The sequence below is a fragment of the Amycolatopsis echigonensis genome (assembly GCF_014174495.1).
Taxonomy (GTDB): Bacteria; Actinomycetota; Actinomycetes; order Mycobacteriales; family Pseudonocardiaceae; genus Amycolatopsis; species Amycolatopsis echigonensis.
The window spans coordinates 26,465-43,004 of sequence record NZ_JACJHR010000078.1 but is presented as its reverse complement, the minus strand read 5'-3'; the positions used below and the strand labels follow the sequence as shown (position 1 = coordinate 43,004).

The window sequence follows — 16,540 nt, the reverse complement described above, 5'->3', positions numbered from 1 at the left end:
CGTACGGCTCGAAAACGGCCGCGCGGCTTGGTATCGCAACCGGTGGGTGCGCACCGAAAGCTTCGACGTCCCGAATCCGGTGCTGTACAACGCCGACGGAAGCAGAAATCTCCGGTCCAGCGTCGCCAACACTCACGTCGTCAACCACGCGGGACGCACGCTCGCGCTCGTGGAATCCTCGCTGCCATACGAAATCACCACTGAGCTCGACACCGTCGGGGTCTACGATTTCGACGGCAAGCTCGCCGACGCGATGACCGCGCATCCCAAGATCTGCCCGGAAACCGGCGAGCTGCATTTCTTCGGCTACGGCAGCATCACCGCCCCGCACGTGAGCTACTACCGCGCGAACGCCGCCGGGGAACTCGTGCTGCGGCAACCGATCGACGTGCCCGGGCTGACAATGATGCACGACTTCGCGCTCACCCGGCAGCACGTGGTCTTCTTCGACCTGCCGGTGGTGTTCGACCACGGCACCGACGGCGGCATGCCGTACCGCTGGAGCGACACGTACGGCGCGCGGCTCGGCCTGCTCAGCCGTGACCGTCCCGAGGACGGCGTGCGCTGGTTCGAGCTCGACCCGTGCTACGTCTTCCACACGCTCAACGCACACGACACCGCCGACGGCCGGATCGTGGCGCACGTCGTGCGGTACGAGCACATGTTCCGGCCCGGCGTACCGGATCCGAAGGGCGCACTGTGGCGGTGGACGATCGACCCGCGCGCGGGCACGGTCGCCGAGGATCTGCTCGACGACCGCGACGGCGAGTTCCCCCGCATCGACGACCGGCTCGCCGGGCTCGACGCTCGCTTCGGGCACGTCACCGGACGACAAAGGGCGGACGGGCCGCTCGTGCTCCGCCGCTATGACCTCCACACGAACGTCGCGCGCGAGCATCTGTTCCCGGAAGGACATCTCCCGGGCGAGGCGGTGTTCGTTCCGGCGGACGACCGTCCGGACGGCGCGGGCTGGCTGCTCGCCTACGTCTACGACGGACCGAACGACCGCAGCGACCTGGTGGTGCTCGACGCGCAGGACATCGAAGCGGATCCGGTCGCGACCGTGCATCTGCCCGGCCGCGTGCCCGCGGGGTTCCACGGCAACTGGCTGCCCGACGCCTGAGCGACCTCGACTAGCGGACGGCAAACTCCGCGTGCCCTCCCCGGATCGGGTCCGCCGAGCCCGTATCGTCGGGCCGAGACCTCCGCCTGCCCCTCCGAGCCGGAAGAAAAGAAACTTTCCTGCCAAAGCGGGGCGAATCCGGTTACCGTGGCAGGACGGAAGTCCGAACGGGAAGGAAACTCAGCAGGTGGCAGGGTCGGGTACACCACCGGTCGGCACCCCGGCCGGGATGCGCATGATCAACCAGCGGGCGGTGCTCGACCTGCTGCGCCGCGGCGGGCCCGCGACGCGGCCGCAGGTGGCGAAGGACACCGGGCTGTCGAAGCCGACGGTGAGCCAGGCGCTGCTGGCGCTGGAGGCCGCCGGGCTCGCCCGCGCGACCGGGCACACGTCCACCGGCACCGGCCGTTCGGCGGTGCTCTACGAGGCGGACCCGACCGCGGGATACGTGCTGGGCCTGGACATCGGCCGCGAGCACATCCGGGTCGCGGTCGCCGACCTCGGCCGCACCACGGTCGCCCGGCGCGACGTGCGCAACACGGCCCGCTCCGGCAGCGCGCTGATCTCCGCGCTGGGCGAACTGGCGAAGGACATCGTGGCCGAGGCCGGGCTGACCGACGACGACATCGTGGTCCGCGTGCTCGGCTCCCCCGGCGTCGCGGACCCGGTGAAACGCTGCTTCCGGCACGCGCCGAACCTGCCCGGCTGGGGCCGCCCGGGCCTGCTCGACGACCTGGAGCAGGTGCTCGGGCCGGATCTGGTGGTGGAAAACGACGCGAACCTCACCGCGGTCGGCGAATGGGAAAGCGGCGCCGCGCGCGGAGCTTCGGTGGTCGGCTGCATAACCATCGGCACCGGCGTAGGCATGGGCCTGATGGTGGACGGCCGCGTCTTCCGCGGCGCCACCGGCGCGGCAGGCGAAATCGGCTACCTGCCTTACGGCCGCACACGCGTCACCGACGAACCCGGCGAACCGCCCGCGCGCGGACACCTGGAAGAGGCCACCGCCGCCCAGTCCGTGGTCCGCGGCGCACGCGAACTCGGCCTGGGCACAGCACGATCCGCCCGCGAAGTCTTCCGCCTCGCCCGTGAGGGTGACGAATTGGCCCAGCGCGCGGTATCCGCGGAAGCCGACCGCCTCGCCTACACAGTCGCTTCAGTGGCCGCGGTAATCGACCCCGAACTGATCGTCCTAGGCGGCGGTGTCGGAACAGCGGCAGACCTGCTGCTGGAACCGATCGACCGAGCGCTGCGCTCGTTCACCCCGCTCACCACCACCGTGGTACAAGGCGAACTAGGCGACGACGGCGTCCTCACCGGCGCGATCAGCGTCGGCCTGCGCGCCGCAGAACGCCTGGTCTTCGACCGCCGCGTAGGCGCCGCCTGACGTTCCGTGAAGGACCCCTTCACGGACCTAGATTCCCTCAAGGAGCCCTTCACGGACCACCCACCCGCCCACCCGACCGCACCAGCGCACCCAACAATCGAGGCACCCAGACCCACCCCCGCACCCCGATACGAAGCCTCCCTGCGGTCTGGGGGTGCTTGTCAAGGCATCTTTCCCGCCTTGACAAGCACCCCCAGACCGTCAGCACACTCCGGCTTCGGGGTGCCCCACGCAACCCCCACATGCAATGTCGCCGCCAGGCGACGAGCCGCCACACCCCCATCAACAGCCCGCAAACGACGCCCAAGACAGGTACGTTGCAGGCATGATCGGACTGCCCGACACCATCACCGCCTGCCTCTTCGACCTGGACGGCGTACTGACCGGGACGGCCGTGCTCCACCGCGAGGCGTGGAAACGGACGTTCGACGAATATTTGCGCGGCAAGGACGGCGACGGCTTCCAGGAATTCACCGACGCCGACTACGCGACCTACGTGGACGGCCGCCCGAGGGCCGACGGCGTCCGGGAATTCCTTCGCTCCCGCGGAATCGAACTCCCCGAAGGCAGCCCGGACGACCCCGTGGACGCGCCGACCGTGAACGGCATCGGCAACCGCAAGAACGAACTCGTCCTGAAAATCATCGACGAGCGCGGCGTAAACCCCTACCCGGGTTCCGTGCGCTACCTCGAAGCAGCCAAGCAAGCCGGGCTCAAGATCGCCGTGGTGACCTCGTCGGCTAACGGGGCCAAGGTCCTCGACGCGGCAGACCTGTCCCGCTTCGTGGAAGCCCGCGTCGACGGCCTCGTCATCCGCCGCGACCACCTGAAAGGCAAGCCGGCGCCCGATTCGTTCCTGGCCGGGGCCAAGGCGCTCGGCGTGGACCCGAAGCAGGCCGCGGTGTTCGAGGACGCGCAATCCGGCGTGCAGGCGGGCAAAGCCGGCGGTTTCGGTTTCGTCGTGGGCGTGAACCGGGAAAACCAGGCCGCCGAACTGCGCGAGCACGGTGCCGACGTCGTGGTGGACGACCTCGCCGACCTGCTGGAGGACAAGTGACGGAATCCGGTTACGAATGCGCGCCGTGGGAGCTGCGCTGGCGCGGCCTCGACGTGGATGCGTTGCAGCGCACCGAATCCGCCTTCGCGGTGTCGAACGGGCACATCGGACTGCGCGGCACGCTCGAGGAAGGCGAGCCGCGCGGCCTGCCCGGCACGTACCTCAACGGCTTTTACGAACAGCACGAACTCCCCTACGCCGAAGGCGGTTACGGCTACCCGGAGGAGGGCCAGACCGTCGTCAACGTGACTGACGGCAAGATCATCCGGCTGCTGGTCGAGGACGAGCCGCTGGACATGCGCTACGGCATCGCCACCGCGCACGACCGCGTGCTCGACTTCCGCCGCGGCACCCTGCGCCGTGTCACCGAGTGGTCCTCCCCCACCGGCAGGCGCGTGCGGGTGACCACCGAACGGCTGGTGTCGTTCACCCAGCGCGCGGTCGCCGCGATCCGCTACGAGGTCGAACCGCTCGACGAGGACCTTCAGCTCGTCGTGCAATCCGACCTGCTGGCCAACGAACCGGTCGAGTCCGACACGCACGATCCGCGCGTCGCCGCCGCGCTCGACGCGCCGCTGGTCGGCGAGTTCTGCCACGCCGCGGGCTACCAGGCCGTGCTGGTGCACCAGACCCGGATGTCCGGGCTGCGGGTCGCCGCCGCGATGGACCACAAAATCGAGGTGGACGACGGCCTGCGCACCCGCATCCACGCCGAGGAGGACCTCGCCCGGCTCACCGCGGCGGTCGACGTGCCCAAGGGCGGACGCCTGCGGGTCACCAAATTCCTCGCTTACGGCTGGTCCGCGCAACGGTCCGCCCCGGCTCTGCGCGCGCAGGTCGAGGCCGCGCTCGCGGGCGCCCGGCAGACCGGGTGGAAGGGCCTCGCGGCCGAGCAACGCCAGTTCCTGGACGACTTCTGGGCCACTTCGGACATCGAAATCGACGGCGATCCGGAACTCCAGCAGGCCGTCCGGTTCGCGCTCTTCCACCTGCTGCAGGCCGGTGCCCGCGGCGAAACCCGGGCTATCGCGGGGAAAGGCCTCACCGGTCCGGGATACGACGGGCACGCGTTCTGGGACACCGAGACGTTCGTGCTGCCGGTACTGACCTACACGATGCCGGACGCCGCCCGCGACGCGCTCGGCTGGCGACACTCCACAATAGACAAAGCGAAAGAACGCGCGACCCAGCTCGGCTTGCGCGGCGCGGCTTTCCCGTGGCGGTCCATCAACGGCGCCGAATGCTCCGCGTACTGGCCGGCCGGCACCGCCGCGTTCCACGTCAGCGCGGACATCGCGGACGCCGTCGTGCGGTACGTGAACGCCACTCAGGACAAGCATTTCGAGCGCACCTGCGGCGCGGAACTCCTGCTGGAAACCGCGCGGCTCTGGGCTTCTCTCGGGCATTTCGACCACCACGGGCACTTCCGCATCGACGGCGTCACCGGGCCCGACGAGTACTCCGCGGTGGCGGACAACAACGTCTACACGAACCTGATGGCGCGCAAGAACTTGCTCGCCGCGGCGGACGTGTGCCAGCGGCATCCTGACGTCGCCGAACAGTTCGAAGTGGACACTGCCGAGATCGATTCCTGGCGGGCCGCGGCCGACGCGATGGCGCTGCCGTACGACCAGGAACTCGGCGTGCACCCGCAGTCGGAAGGCTTCCTGGAGCACGACGAGTGGGATTTCGCCGCCACCGACGAGGATTTCTACCCGCTGCTGCTGAACTACCCGTACTTCGACCTCTACCGCAAACAGGTCGTCAAGCAGGCCGACCTCGTGCTCGCCCTGCACCTCTGCGGCGATTCGTTCAGCCCCGAGGAAAAAGCCCGCGACTTCGCCTATTACGAAGCACGGACCGTCCGCGACTCCTCGCTGTCCGCGGGCACGCAGGCCGTCATCGCGGCCGAGGTCGGACACCTTCAGCTGGCGTACGACTATCTCGCCGAAGCCGCGCTGACCGACCTGCACGACGTGCACAACAACGTCCGCAACGGCCTGCACATGGCGTCGCTGGCCGGTGCCTGGCAGGCCACTGTGGCCGGATTCGGCGGGTTCCGCGACTTCGGCGGCCAGCTGTCGTTCGCGCCGCGGCTGCCGGACGAACTCGGCGGCCTCACCTTCCGCCTCGCCTTCCGCGAAACGCGGTTCCAGGTGTCGGTCCAGCACGACGCGGCGACGTACCGGGTGCTCAACGGTCCGCCGCTGGACCTGATCCACCACGGCGAGCGGTTCACCGTGAGCGAGGAGCCGGTGGAGCTGCCGATCCCGAAGCTGGACCCGGGCCCCGCGCCGGTCCAGCCGATCGGCCGGGCCCCCGCGCGACGGGACGCGTCGAAGGTGCGGCAGTTCGACCGAAGCTGACTCGTGCGCGGCGATCCCGGTAAAAACCGGGATTGCCGCTCACGACGGCGTTTCGTCCGTGCCCGGCACCTTCGGCACTTCGTCGGTCCGGGAAGGGCTCAGATCCGGCCCCGGCACGTTCGCCACCTCGCCCGGCAGTTCGTCCGGCTCGGGCAGCTCGCGTTTCCGGCGCGCGGGGAACGGCGTTTCCTCGTCGTCGTCCTCGGACCGGTCACGGGGACGGAACTCGCTGCGCGGGGTCATGTCTCCGGGATACCCGGTTTACCGCCCTCGCACCAGGGAGTTCACGCGGCCGGACGCGAGCGGTGCTTGCCGGTCGCGTCCGTGAGCTGGTCCAGCAGCGTCAGCAGCAGCCCGTCCCGGGTCGACCACGGGCAGATCGTCATCTTCCCGCCCGCGACCGTCAGCAGCGCTTCCGCGACGACCGCGCCGCCGAGCGCCTGCTGTGCCCGCTGCCGCGAAATCCCCGGCAACTGCGCCCGCCGCGCGAACGGCATCGCCGACAGCCGCGGAATCCACGCGCGCACGTCGTCCAGGTGCAGCTCGCGGGCCTTGCCCGGACGGTCGCCCGCCAGCCGGGCCAGCTGCCGCAGCACCTTGGAACAGCCGACCACGCGGTGCTCGGCCAGTTCCGCCTTCACATCGCCCAAGGCCGAGGCGACTTCCTCCAGCACGTGGTCACGCAGCGCACTCACGTGCTTGCTGCGCACCGGCGGTTCGGCGGGCAGCCAGTCGCGCGTGACCGACCGGGCGCCCAGAGGCAGCGAACGCGCGAAAGTGGCCTGTTCGCCGGCCCCGGCGGACAGCTCGACCGTGCCGCCGCCGATGTCGAGCACCAGCAGCGGACCGCCGGCCGCGCCGTACCAGCGGCGCGCGCCGACGTAGGTCAGCTCCGCCTCCCGGCGGCCGGACAAAAACCGCAGTTCGACCCCGGTTTCCCGGGCGACCTCGCGGACCGCTTCCCGCGAGTTCACCGCGTCCCGGATCGACGACGTGGCCAGCGGAAACACGTCCTTGACGCCGTGTTCGCGAGCGCAGTCCATCCCGTTCGCGACGGCCTTCGCGATGGCCGCGATGCCGCATTTGCTGAGCCGTCCGTCGGCGTCGAGTTCGCGGTCGAGCCGCAGCCGGGTCTGGTGCGTGAGGGCCGGGTCGATCGGGGATCCGCCGGGTTCGAGCACGACCAGCCGGGCGCTGAACGACCCTACGTCCAGCACCGCAGCAGCGGGTCCTTCGATTCTGTGCACAGTCCGGCCTACCTCGCTTTCGCCCCGCCTGGATTCCCCGTTGAACCCGTTCTTACTCCCGAATTCGCGTCCCGCGCGGGGAGTTGACGGCATTTCGACGGCGGCATCGACCCGAAGTGCGACTTTTTCACACTCAGTGGTCCGCATCATAGCGGACCTATCCGAGCAGCTCCTTCAGCTTGGCGACGGCGGCCACCCGGGCCTCGCGTCCGGGCTGCAGCGGGTTGACCGCCAGCGTCGTCGCCCCGGCCTCCTTGAACGCCGCCAGCCGCTCCTTGACGTAGCCCGCCGGACCGACCAGCGACGTGGCGCGCAGCAGCTCCGTCGGGACCGCCGCGGCGGCTTCTTCCTTCTTGCCGTCGAGGTACAGGTCCTGGATCTTCTTGGCCTCGGCCTCGTAGCCGTAGTTGCACGCCAGCGTGTTGTAGAAGTTCTTGCCGCGCGCGCCCATCCCGCCGATGTACAGCGCGAACACCGGGCGCACCCAGTCGAGCAGGTGGTCGACGTCGTCGCCGATGGCCAGCGGCGGCGCGGCGAACACGTCCAGTTCGCCCAGCGCCGGGTCGCGCTTGGCCTTGCCCTCGGCCAGCGAGGCGCCCCAGACGTCGGCGGCCTTCTCCGGGTGGAAGAAGATCGGCTGCCAGCCCTCGGCCATCTCGGCGGCGAGCGCCACGTTCTTCGGCCCGAGCGCGGCGAGCACGACCGGGATCCGCTCGCGCACCGGGTGGTTGATCAGCTTGAGCGGTTTGCCGAGACCGGTGCCCTGGTCGGCGGGCAGCGGGATCGTGTAGTGCTTGCCGTCGTGCACGACGCGCTCGCGCCGCCACACCTGGCGGCAGATCTCGATGATCTCGCGCGTGCGGCCGATCGGCGCGTCGTACTTCACGCCGTGGAAACCCTCGATGACCTGCGGTCCGGACGCGCCGAGGCCGAGGGTGAACCGGCCGTCGGACACGAAGTCCAGCCCGGCCGCGGTCATCGCGGTAAGGCTCGGGGTGCGGGTGTAGATCTGGAAAATCCCCGACATCAGGCCGACGCGCTCGGTCTTCGCGGCGAGGAAGCCGAGCTGGCTCACCGCGTCGAAGCTGTAGGCCTCGGGGACGAACACGATGTCGAGCCCGACCCGTTCCAGCTCCACGATGTCCGCGACGCTTTCGGCGAACCCGCCCGAGTAGCTGACGCCGGTGCCGATCCTCATCGATCCCTCATTCCCGTGCCGGTCGACTGTGACTAAGCGTTTGCTCATTATGCGGCCGCTCGGGTGACCACGCTACGGCGTGGGTCACACCACAGCGGGCGCCACCGTGCCGCGCACCTCGCCGAACCCGATCCGGGTACCGCCCGGACCTGGCGCGGAGGCGCTGATGACGACCTCGTCGCCGTCCTCCAGGAACGCCCTGGTCTCTTCGCCAACCGCGAGCGGTTCGCGACCGCCCCAGCTCAGCTCCAGCAGCGAACCGCGCTGGTACTTCGCCGGACCGGTCACCGTGCCGGACGCGTACAGGTCGCCGGTACGCAGGCTCGCACCGTTCACAGTGAGGTGCGCGAGCTGCTGCGCGCCTGTCCAGTACTGCGTCGCGAACGGCGGGCTGGACACGAGATGGCCGTTGATCCGGATCTCCAGCGCCAAGTCCAGGCTCCACGATTCGGCCGAGCGCAAGTACTCGAACGGCTCCGGGTCCTGCACGGGCTGCGGCACGCGAGCGTGCTCCAGCGCGGCGAGCGGGACGAGCCAGGGCGACATCGACGTGGCGAACGATTTGCCGAGGAACGGGCCGAGCGGCTGCGATTCCCAGCCCTGCAGGTCGCGCGCCGACCAGTCGTTGACCAGGCAGACGCCGAAGACGTGGCGCGGGAACTCGTCGATCGGCACCGGCTTGCCCAGTTCGGACGGTACGCCGACGACGAAACCGACCTCGGCCTCGAAGTCGAGCCGCTTGGCCGCCCCGAACGACGGTTCCGTCGCGCGGCGCGGTTTCCGTTGCCCCGCCGGACGAACCACGGGAGTGCCGGACGCGACGACCGTGCCGGCCCGGCCGTGGTAGCCGATCGGCAGGTGTTTCCAGTTCACCGGCACCAGATCGTCCCCGCCGGTGAAGATCCGGCTGGCGTTGATCGCGTGCTGTTCGCTGGAGTAGAAGTCGACGTAGTCCGCGACCTCCACCGGAAGATGGCTCGTGATTTCGTTGCGGGGCACCAGATGTGGCCGGATCCGGTCGGCGTGCCGCGGTTCGGCGAGCCATTCGCGGACCGTCGCCCGCACCTCGGCCCAGGTGTCCGGGCCCGCGGCGAGCAACGGGTTCAGCACACCCGCGCCGAGCAGGCGGCCGAAGGACTCCCCCTCGGCCGCCGCGGTCAGGTCGAGCACCTGGTCTCCGACCGCGACACCGGCCCGGCGGGTCCGCTCGCCGTGCGAGAAGACGCCGCAGGGCAGGTTGTCGAGGCCGAAGAGGGTGTCCTCCGGAAGGTCGAGCCAGGTCACGCGGACGCCTCCGCGATCCACGCGCCGACCACGGTGTCCAATGCGGACAGCGGGAGAATTCCGTTGCCCAGCACGACGTCGTGGAACGCGCGGATGTCGAACCGGTCGCCCAGCGCCTGTTCCGCCTCGGCGCGAACGCGCTGGATTTCCAGCCGCCCCACCAGGTAGCTCAGCGCCTGGCCCGGATTCGCGACGTACCGGTCGATCTCCGCCTCGATCTCCATCTTCGCCATCGGCGTGTGCTCGACCAGGTAGTCGACCGCCTGCTGGCGGGTCCACCCCAGCGCGTGCAGCCCGGTGTCGACCACGAGCCGTCCCGCCCGCATCGAGTCCTGGACGAGCATGCCGAACCGGGCGACGTCGTCGGAGTACAGGCCCATCTCGTCGGCGAGGCGCTCCGCGTACAGGCCCCAGCCTTCGATGTAGGCGTTGAACGGCGCGATCCGGCGCAGCAGCGGCAGATCGGCGAGTTCCTGCGCGAACGTGAGCTGGAAGTGATGTCCCGGAACGGCTTCGTGGAACGCGATCGCCTCGCTGGTGAACCGCGGCCGCGAACTCGCCTCGTAGGTGTTCGCGTAGTACGTGCCGGGCCGGGAACCGTCGAACGCGGCCTGCAGGTAGTAGGCGATGGTGCCGCTCGCCGCGTCCGCCTCCGGCACCGGCTCGACCGCGCACTTCGCGTCCGGCACCCGCGAAAACCAGTGCGGGGCGACGGTTTCCGCCCGGGCGATGGCCGTGCGAGCGCCTTCCAGCAGTTCCTCGCCGTCGCGCCAGCGCAGCTCCGGGTCGTTGCGGAGGCGGTCGAAGATCTCCCGCAGATCTCCGGTGCCGAACACGCGGGAGCCCAGTTCGCGGTACTCCTCGGCGAGTTTTTCGCCCATCCGCAGCCCGGTGTCGTGCAGCTCCTGCGCGGTGCGGTCGGTGGTGGTGTGCGCGCGGATCAGGCCCTGGTACTTCTCCAGCCCGCCCGGCAGGTGGCTGATGCCCGGCTGGCTGTCCGTCTTCGCGACCGGCAGCACCTCCTCGGCGAGGAAGTTTCGGTAGCGCCGGTACGCGGGCCGCACGACCTCGGCGAGCAGCCGGTCGCGCTCCGCGGCGAAGCCCTCGACCTCCACCGCCGGCGTGACGCGGAACGGGTCGCCCTCCTCGTTCGCGAGGTACCGCTCGACGTACTGGATCCCGATGCGCACCAGGAAGTCCGGCGGCGCGAATCCGTCCGCGACGGTCGTCCGCTGCGCCTCGATCACCGCGTCGAGATAGCCGCCGATCGCCGCCAGCCTCGCGAGGTAGTCGCGCGCCTTCTCGGCGTGGTCCGGGGTCAGCGCGGGAAGGATGGTCAGCAGGTTCAGGGCGGGCGAGCTGAACCCGTCGCTCACCGCGAAGCCGGACAGCCGCGAGTCGATCGTGTCGATCGCGCCGCGGGCGTGCGTGCGCACCACTTCGCGGGTGATGACCTCGGACGCGGTCAGCCCGGACGGGTCGATCGCGTCGGCACGCTCGGCGATCGCGGCGTACCGGGCCCGGTCGCGCTCCGCGGCGGCGAGACTCGGGTCGGCGAGTTTGGTGTGGTCCCCGGGGAGGCCGAGGACGGTGCGCTCCAGCGGTTCCCGCTCGAAGTCCAGTTCGACGAGCTCGTCCGCCAAGCCGGCCACGGTGTCGCCGTGGCCAGCGACCCACTCGGTGACCACGGCGTCCAGCACCGACAACGGCAGGGAGCCGCCGGTGAGGACCGTGTCGTGGAACGCCTTGATGTCGAAGCGGCTGCCGAGCCGCTGTTCGGCCTGCTTGCGCAGCCGCTCGATCTCCAGCCGCCCCACCAGGTATGCCAGCGCCTGCCCGGGGTAGCCGAGGTACCGGTCCACCTCGGACTCGATTTCGACCCGCGCCATCGGCGTGTGCTCCAGCAGGTAGTCGACCGCCTGCTGCCGGCTCCAGCCCAGCGCGTGCAGGCCGGTGTCGACGACCAGCCGTCCGGCCCGCATCGACTCCATCGTCAGCATGCCGAGCAGCGACACGTCGTCGGAGTACAGGCCCATCTCGTCGGCGAGGCGCTCGGTGTAGAGGCCCCAGCCCTCGGCGTACGCGGTGAAGTTGCCGACGCGGCGCAGCAGCGGCAGGTCGGCGAGGTCGAGCGCGGCGCTGAGCTGGAAGTGGTGGCCCGGGATCGCCTCGTGGAACGCGATGACCTCGGCGGTGTGCCGGAACCGCTCGGTGGCCTGGTAGGTGTTCGCGAAGTAGACGCCCGGCCGGGACCCGTCCGCGGCGGGCGGCATGTAGTACGCCGGGGGCGCGCCGGGCGCGGAATCCTCCGGCACCGCCTCGACGGTCCACGGATGCTGCGGGATGCGGCCGAACCAGTTCGGCGCCTCGGCCGCGGCGCGGGAGATGGCCGTGCGGGCGGTCTCGAGGAGGTCCTCGGCGCTCGTCCAGCGGAGCTTCGGGTCGGTGCGCAGCCGCTCGAAGATCTCCGGCAGCTCGCGCGTGCCGAACACGCGCTCGCCGAGGGCCTGGTACTGCTCGACCTGGCCGGCGATCACCGCGAGACCGGTGTCGTGCAGTTCCTGCGGGGTCCGGTCGCTGGTGGTGTGGGCGCGGGCGAGGCGGGCGTAGATCTCGTCGCCGCCGGGGAGCCAGGAGACGCCGGCCTTGTCGTCCGGGCGGCCGTGCGGGAGGACTTCGGCCTCGAGGAAGTCGCGGTACTCGCGGAAACCGGGCCGGACGACGTCGCGGAGGATCTGCTCGCGACGGGCGGCGAAGTCGTCGTCCGGGGCGGGCTGGCGCAGCAGCGGGTCGTTCTCGGGCTCGGCCAGGTAGCGGTCGAGGTGCGCGATCGCGGCCTTGACCAGGCGTTCGATCGGCAGGAGCCCGGCGGCGATGCCGTCGCGGTGCCGTTGCGCGACGACACGGAGGTACTCGGGGATCTCGCTGAGCCTGCCGAGATGCACCTCCGCGGTTTCCGCGGTGACCGTGACCATCGGCAGCGCGGACAGCAGCCCGGAGGCGGGTCCGACGAACAGGTCGGTGACGGTGAAGTCGACGACCCGGCTGTCGATCCGGTCGAGGTGGCCGTCGACGGAGCTGAGCACGACATCGCGGGTTACGCGGTCGACCGCATCGAGCCCGGCCGGGTCGACCGCCTTGGCACGCTCCTTGAGCGCGACTAGCTTCTCGCGGAACGCCGCCTCCGCCGCGGCCGACGGATCGCCGAGCCCCGGCGCGTCCGGCCGGATGCCGAGAATGGCGGCGTCGAGCGGCTCGTGGTCGAACGAAACCTCGACGAGTTCGTCGGCGAGATCGGAAACGACGGTCATCGGCGTGGACCCCCGGGGTAGGTGGAGACGGTGCTGATGCCGACCCTAATCGAGACGGGGGTGCCGACGCCCGTGCCCGGGCCGGCCGGTCCCTCGGCAGGCGTACCGGCGTGCCGTGGGCGGAACTTGCCGGCGCCTCGGCGTCCGGTGCCGGTGCGGCGTTCGGCCTGGCGAGTACCGGCCACCCATCTCCTGGCTGCGGCGGTCTTCCTTGGATTTCGCCGCGGTAAAGCGAGGCGTGGGTGGCGCGAGACGCGCAGGCTGGGGCTGAAAAATCTTCCCGACACCGGCTGGCCACCGGTGTTTCCCTGACGTCGCGACGGCGCGGGGCACGCCGGGCGCGGTGGTGCGGCCGGGACGGGCGGGCAAGGCGGTAGCGTTGCGGGAGTGGCCGTGACCGATCCCGCCGACATCCGCCTGCTCGCCGCGCTCGCCGAGCTGGGCAAGGGGGCTGTGCACGAGCTGGCGGCGAAGGTCGGGATGGATCCGCGGGAGGTCGCGTACCGGCTGGTCGCGTTGTCCGGGAGCGGGTTGCCGCTGCTGGTCGGGGTCGAAAGCGACCCCCATGGTCTTCGCGCGGCGATTTCCGGGGCTCCGGCTTCGTGGCAGCGTCCGCAGGCTCCGGGGAGCGGGTATCCGGGCGGGCCCGGATCGGTGCCGTTCCCCGCGGCGGGCGGGCAGAATCCGGGCGGGATGCCCGGGGCGATGCCGTCGGGGCCACCGGGGTCGATGCCCGCTGGCCCGGGCTCAACACCGGGGTCGGCGCCGAACGGCCCGGCTTCGGCGGGAGTGCCCGTCCGGGGCGGAGCTCAGGCTCCCGGGATGCCGGGCGGGATGTCCGGCGCACCCGGCTCCGGGATGCCCGGCACGTCCGGTCCGCATTCGCCCGGACAGTCCGGGATCCCCGGTCCCGAATCGGCCGGGATGCCGGGGCACTCCGGACCGCACCCGCCTGGGCAGCACGGCATGCCCGGACCCGGAACCTCCGGCGCGTATCCGCCTGGACAGACCGGGCTCCCCGCGGGCCCGGGGCAGCACGGCATGCCTGGGCCGGGGACTTCCGGCGCGTACCCGCCCGCGCAGACCGGGATTCCGGCCACCGGACCGGGCGGGCCCGGACCCTCTGCCCCCTACGGTATTCCCGCCGCCGGTCCGGGGATGTCCGGCGCGTACGCATCCGGACCGGCCGGGATTTCAGGTGCCTATCCCCCTGGCCCGAACGGGAACCCCGCGGTCTCCGGTGCGTACTCCCCCGGACAGACCGGGATGCCGCACCAGGCACCCGCCGCCGCTAATGTCCACAATGGACCGTCCGGGCCGTACCCGGCTCCGGATCCCGCCATCAGCACGTGGGGCGTCCCGCAGACCGCTTCGTGGGCGCGCGGCGACGAACCCCGGCCCGCCGCCGCGCCTGCCAAGCAGGGGCGGATCGGCGAGACGATGCAGTCCCAGGGGCTCGAAGGGGAACAGCTTTCGGTGCAGCTGCTGGAAGTCCAGGATCCCGCCGACTTCCTCTTCGGCGCGGCCGGTTACCGGCTCGAGGAGGGCGAACGCGCGGTCGTCGTGCACACCGAGATCACCAATCGCGGGCCGATCCCGTTCGCGTCGCTGCCCGACAACTACCTCGAACTCGTCACCGACAGCGGCGAGACCATCGCGAAAGCCCCGGTTTCGCTGACGTCCCGGCCGCCGCACAAGATCGGCGTGCAGCCGGGCGAAACGCTCGGCGGGCACACCGTGTACGTCCTTCCCACCGCGACCCGGGTGGTCGCGGTGCGCTGGAGCCCGCGACCCGAGCCGGACGAGCGCACCCTGACCTGGGCGGTCGACTAGCCGACTCGTGAGTGTTTATGCCGGTTAGAACCGGCATAAACACTCACGAGGCGCTAGTTCCCGTCCCGCAGGATTTCCAGCGCACCCGCCAGGTCGTCCGGATACTCCGCTTCGAACTCAACCCACCGGCCGTCCGCCGGATGCGCGAAACCGAGCGTCCGGGCGTGCAGCCACTGCCGCGTCAGGCCGAGTTTCCGCGCCAGGACCGGGTCCGCTCCGTAGGTCAAGTCGCCCGCGCACGGATGCCGCAGCGCGGAGAAGTGCACCCGGATCTGATGGGTTCGCCCGGTTTCCAGCTTCACGTGCGCCAGCGAAGCCGCCCGGAAAGCCTCGACCACCTCGTAGTGCGTCACGCTCGGCCGTCCGCCCGCGACGACCGCGAACTTGTAGTCGTGCCGCGGATGGCGGTCGATCGGGGCGTCGATGGTGCCGCGCGTCGGGTCGGGATGGCCTTGCACGACGGCGTGGTAGCCCTTCTCGACGGTCCGCTCCTTGAACGCCCGCTTCAGCACGGTGTACGCGTGCTCGCTCTTCGCCACCACCATCACGCCGGTGGTGCCCGCGTCGAGCCGGTGCACGACGCCCTGGCGTTCGGCCGCGCCGGACGTCGAAATGCGCAGCCCGGCCGCGGCGAGGCCGCCGACGACCGTCGGTCCGGCCCAGCCCGGGCTGGGGTGCACGGCGACGCCGACCGGTTTCGAAATCACCACGATGTCGTCGTCATCGTGCAGGATCTTCATGCCTTCGACCGGCTCCGCGACGATTTCCGCCGGACGTTCCGGTTCCGGCAGCGTCACCTCGAGCAGCCCGCCCGCGGACAGCCGGTCCGATTTGCCCGCCGGACGGCCGTCGAGGAGCACGTCGCCCGCCGCGGCGAGGTCCGCGACGGCGGTGCGGGACAGGCCGAGCAGTTTGGCCAGTCCGGCGTCGACGCGCATCCCGTCGAGCCCGTCCGGGACGGGCAGCATGCGCGCGCTCACTCGGATTCCTTTTTCTTGCCGCGGGTGGAGGTGCCGTCGTAGTCCTTGCCGAGCAGGGACAGCAGCACGATGAGCGCGCCGCCGACGCAGATCGCGGAGTCGGCGATGTTGAAGATCGCGAAGCCCTGCCCGTTGGGCGCGAACGCGGAGATGAAGTCGACGACGTGGCCGCGCAGCGGCCCGGGCTCGCGGAAGAACCGGTCGGTCAGGTTGCCGAGCGCGCCGGCGAGCACGAGCCCGAGGCCGATCGCCCAGCCGACCGAGCGCAGCCTGCGCGAGATCCACACGATCGCGATCACGACGCCGATCGCGACCAGCGCGAGCACCCACGTCATGCCGGTCGCCATCGAGAACGCGGCACCCGGATTGCGGATGACCTGCAGGTAGATCAGCCCGCCCAGGATCGGCTTGGGCTCCTTGCCCTCGAGGTTGGCGACCGCGAGGTTCTTCGTGAGCAGGTCGATCGCCCACAGCAGCGCCGCGACCGCGAACACCACCCAGACCCGCCGCTTGGGCAGCGGAGCGTCGGCCGCGCCCTCCTCGACGGCCCCCCGCTCAGGCGGTTCCGCAGACGGCTCGACCTCGGATTCGGACGGCGAAGGATCGGTGCTCACACCCCCATTGTCCACACCCGCGCCCGAGCAGGTCACAGCGGCAGTGTTTGATGGCGTCGGCTCCGCCGCCGCGTGCGGGATCGCCGTTAAGCCGACGTTTGGGATGAGCGGCGCGAGGGGCCTTCGGCGTGTCACGCCGC

The 16,540-nt window shown here is 70.8% G+C and carries 12 protein-coding genes and 1 pseudogene; 6 read left to right on the top strand and 7 right to left on the bottom strand.

Annotated elements, in window-relative coordinates; translation table 11 throughout:
- The 4 genes from H5411_RS36745 to H5411_RS36730 all read left to right on the top strand — a co-directional run.
- A partial coding sequence (locus H5411_RS36745; RefSeq protein ID WP_183126457.1) for a carotenoid oxygenase family protein occupies window positions 1–1,123 on the top strand: 1,123 nt, incomplete at its 5' end.
- Window positions 1,124–1,352: 229 nt separating this feature from the next.
- Window positions 1,353–2,510: an ROK family transcriptional regulator gene (locus H5411_RS36740; protein WP_220817987.1), complete on the top strand. Its 1,158-nt coding sequence runs from the start codon at window positions 1,353–1,355 to the stop codon at window positions 2,508–2,510.
- A gap of 325 nt (window positions 2,511–2,835) precedes the next feature.
- Window positions 2,836–3,567, top strand: a complete 732-nt coding sequence (locus H5411_RS36735) for an HAD family hydrolase (protein WP_101439133.1) — start codon at window positions 2,836–2,838, stop codon at window positions 3,565–3,567.
- Window positions 3,564–5,933 (top strand): glycoside hydrolase family 65 protein, encoded by a 2,370-nt coding sequence (locus tag H5411_RS36730; protein ID WP_101439132.1) that lies wholly within the window; start codon window positions 3,564–3,566, stop codon window positions 5,931–5,933. The genes H5411_RS36735 and H5411_RS36730 overlap by 4 nt, the downstream gene beginning before the upstream one ends.
- A gap of 39 nt (window positions 5,934–5,972) precedes the next feature.
- Here the strand turns inward: H5411_RS36730 and H5411_RS36725 are convergent, their stop codons facing one another.
- From H5411_RS36725 to H5411_RS48030, 5 genes are all read right to left on the bottom strand, one after another.
- Complete coding sequence (locus H5411_RS36725) at window positions 5,973–6,176, bottom strand: hypothetical protein (RefSeq protein ID WP_101439131.1); 204 nt, start codon at window positions 6,174–6,176, stop codon at window positions 5,973–5,975.
- Between the two features lie 41 nt (window positions 6,177–6,217).
- A complete protein-coding gene (locus tag H5411_RS36720) occupies window positions 6,218–7,180 on the bottom strand; it encodes a Ppx/GppA phosphatase family protein (protein WP_101439130.1) in 963 nt (320 codons plus the stop codon).
- Between the two features lie 157 nt (window positions 7,181–7,337).
- The gene (locus H5411_RS36715; RefSeq protein WP_101439129.1) at window positions 7,338–8,378 is read right to left on the bottom strand and encodes an LLM class F420-dependent oxidoreductase; all 1,041 of its coding nucleotides are present in this window, start codon (window positions 8,376–8,378) and stop codon (window positions 7,338–7,340) included.
- Window positions 8,379–8,462: 84 nt separating this feature from the next.
- Complete coding sequence (gene fahA / locus H5411_RS36710; protein ID WP_183126456.1) at window positions 8,463–9,662, bottom strand: fumarylacetoacetase; 1,200 nt, start codon at window positions 9,660–9,662, stop codon at window positions 8,463–8,465.
- A complete protein-coding gene (locus tag H5411_RS48030) occupies window positions 9,659–12,973 on the bottom strand; it encodes a DUF885 domain-containing protein (RefSeq protein ID WP_183126455.1) in 3,315 nt (1,104 codons plus the stop codon). The genes fahA and H5411_RS48030 overlap by 4 nt, the downstream gene beginning before the upstream one ends.
- A gap of 387 nt (window positions 12,974–13,360) precedes the next feature.
- Between H5411_RS48030 and H5411_RS49885 the strand changes: the two are divergent.
- Window positions 13,361–13,562 (top strand): annotated as a pseudogene (locus H5411_RS49885) (AsnC family protein); the annotation flags it as partial.
- Window positions 13,563–13,831: 269 nt separating this feature from the next.
- The gene (locus H5411_RS36700) at window positions 13,832–14,806 is read left to right on the top strand and encodes an AsnC family protein (protein WP_376772271.1); all 975 of its coding nucleotides are present in this window, start codon (window positions 13,832–13,834) and stop codon (window positions 14,804–14,806) included.
- 53 nt (window positions 14,807–14,859) lie between these two features.
- On the opposite strand, the gene H5411_RS36695 is transcribed toward H5411_RS36700, so the two are convergent.
- Entirely contained in the window at window positions 14,860–15,786 is a 927-nt protein-coding gene (locus H5411_RS36695) for an RluA family pseudouridine synthase (protein ID WP_183126453.1), read from the bottom strand.
- Window positions 15,783–16,400 carry a signal peptidase II gene (gene lspA / locus H5411_RS36690; RefSeq protein ID WP_183126452.1) on the bottom strand — a complete coding sequence of 206 codons (618 nt, stop codon included), beginning with the start codon at window positions 16,398–16,400 and terminating at the stop codon, window positions 15,783–15,785. The genes H5411_RS36695 and lspA overlap by 4 nt, the downstream gene beginning before the upstream one ends.
- Window positions 16,401–16,540: the final 140 nt, after the last annotated feature.

What these genes read in the sequence shown, in the direction of transcription:
- H5411_RS36700 (WP_376772271.1), top strand. Translation starts at nt 13,832, where the DNA reads ATGCCCGGCACGTCCGGTCCGCATTCGCCCGGACAGTCCGGGATCCCC.
- H5411_RS36735 (WP_101439133.1), top strand. Translation starts at nt 2,836, where the DNA reads ATGATCGGACTGCCCGACACCATCACCGCCTGCCTCTTCGACCTGGAC.
- H5411_RS36725 (WP_101439131.1), bottom strand. Translation starts at nt 6,176, where the DNA reads ATGACCCCGCGCAGCGAGTTCCGTCCCCGTGACCGGTCCGAGGACGAC.
- H5411_RS36715 (WP_101439129.1), bottom strand. Translation starts at nt 8,378, where the DNA reads ATGAGGATCGGCACCGGCGTCAGCTACTCGGGCGGGTTCGCCGAAAGC.
- H5411_RS36740 (WP_220817987.1), top strand. Translation starts at nt 1,353, where the DNA reads ATGCGCATGATCAACCAGCGGGCGGTGCTCGACCTGCTGCGCCGCGGC.
- H5411_RS48030 (WP_183126455.1), bottom strand. Translation starts at nt 12,973, where the DNA reads ATGACCGTCGTTTCCGATCTCGCCGACGAACTCGTCGAGGTTTCGTTC.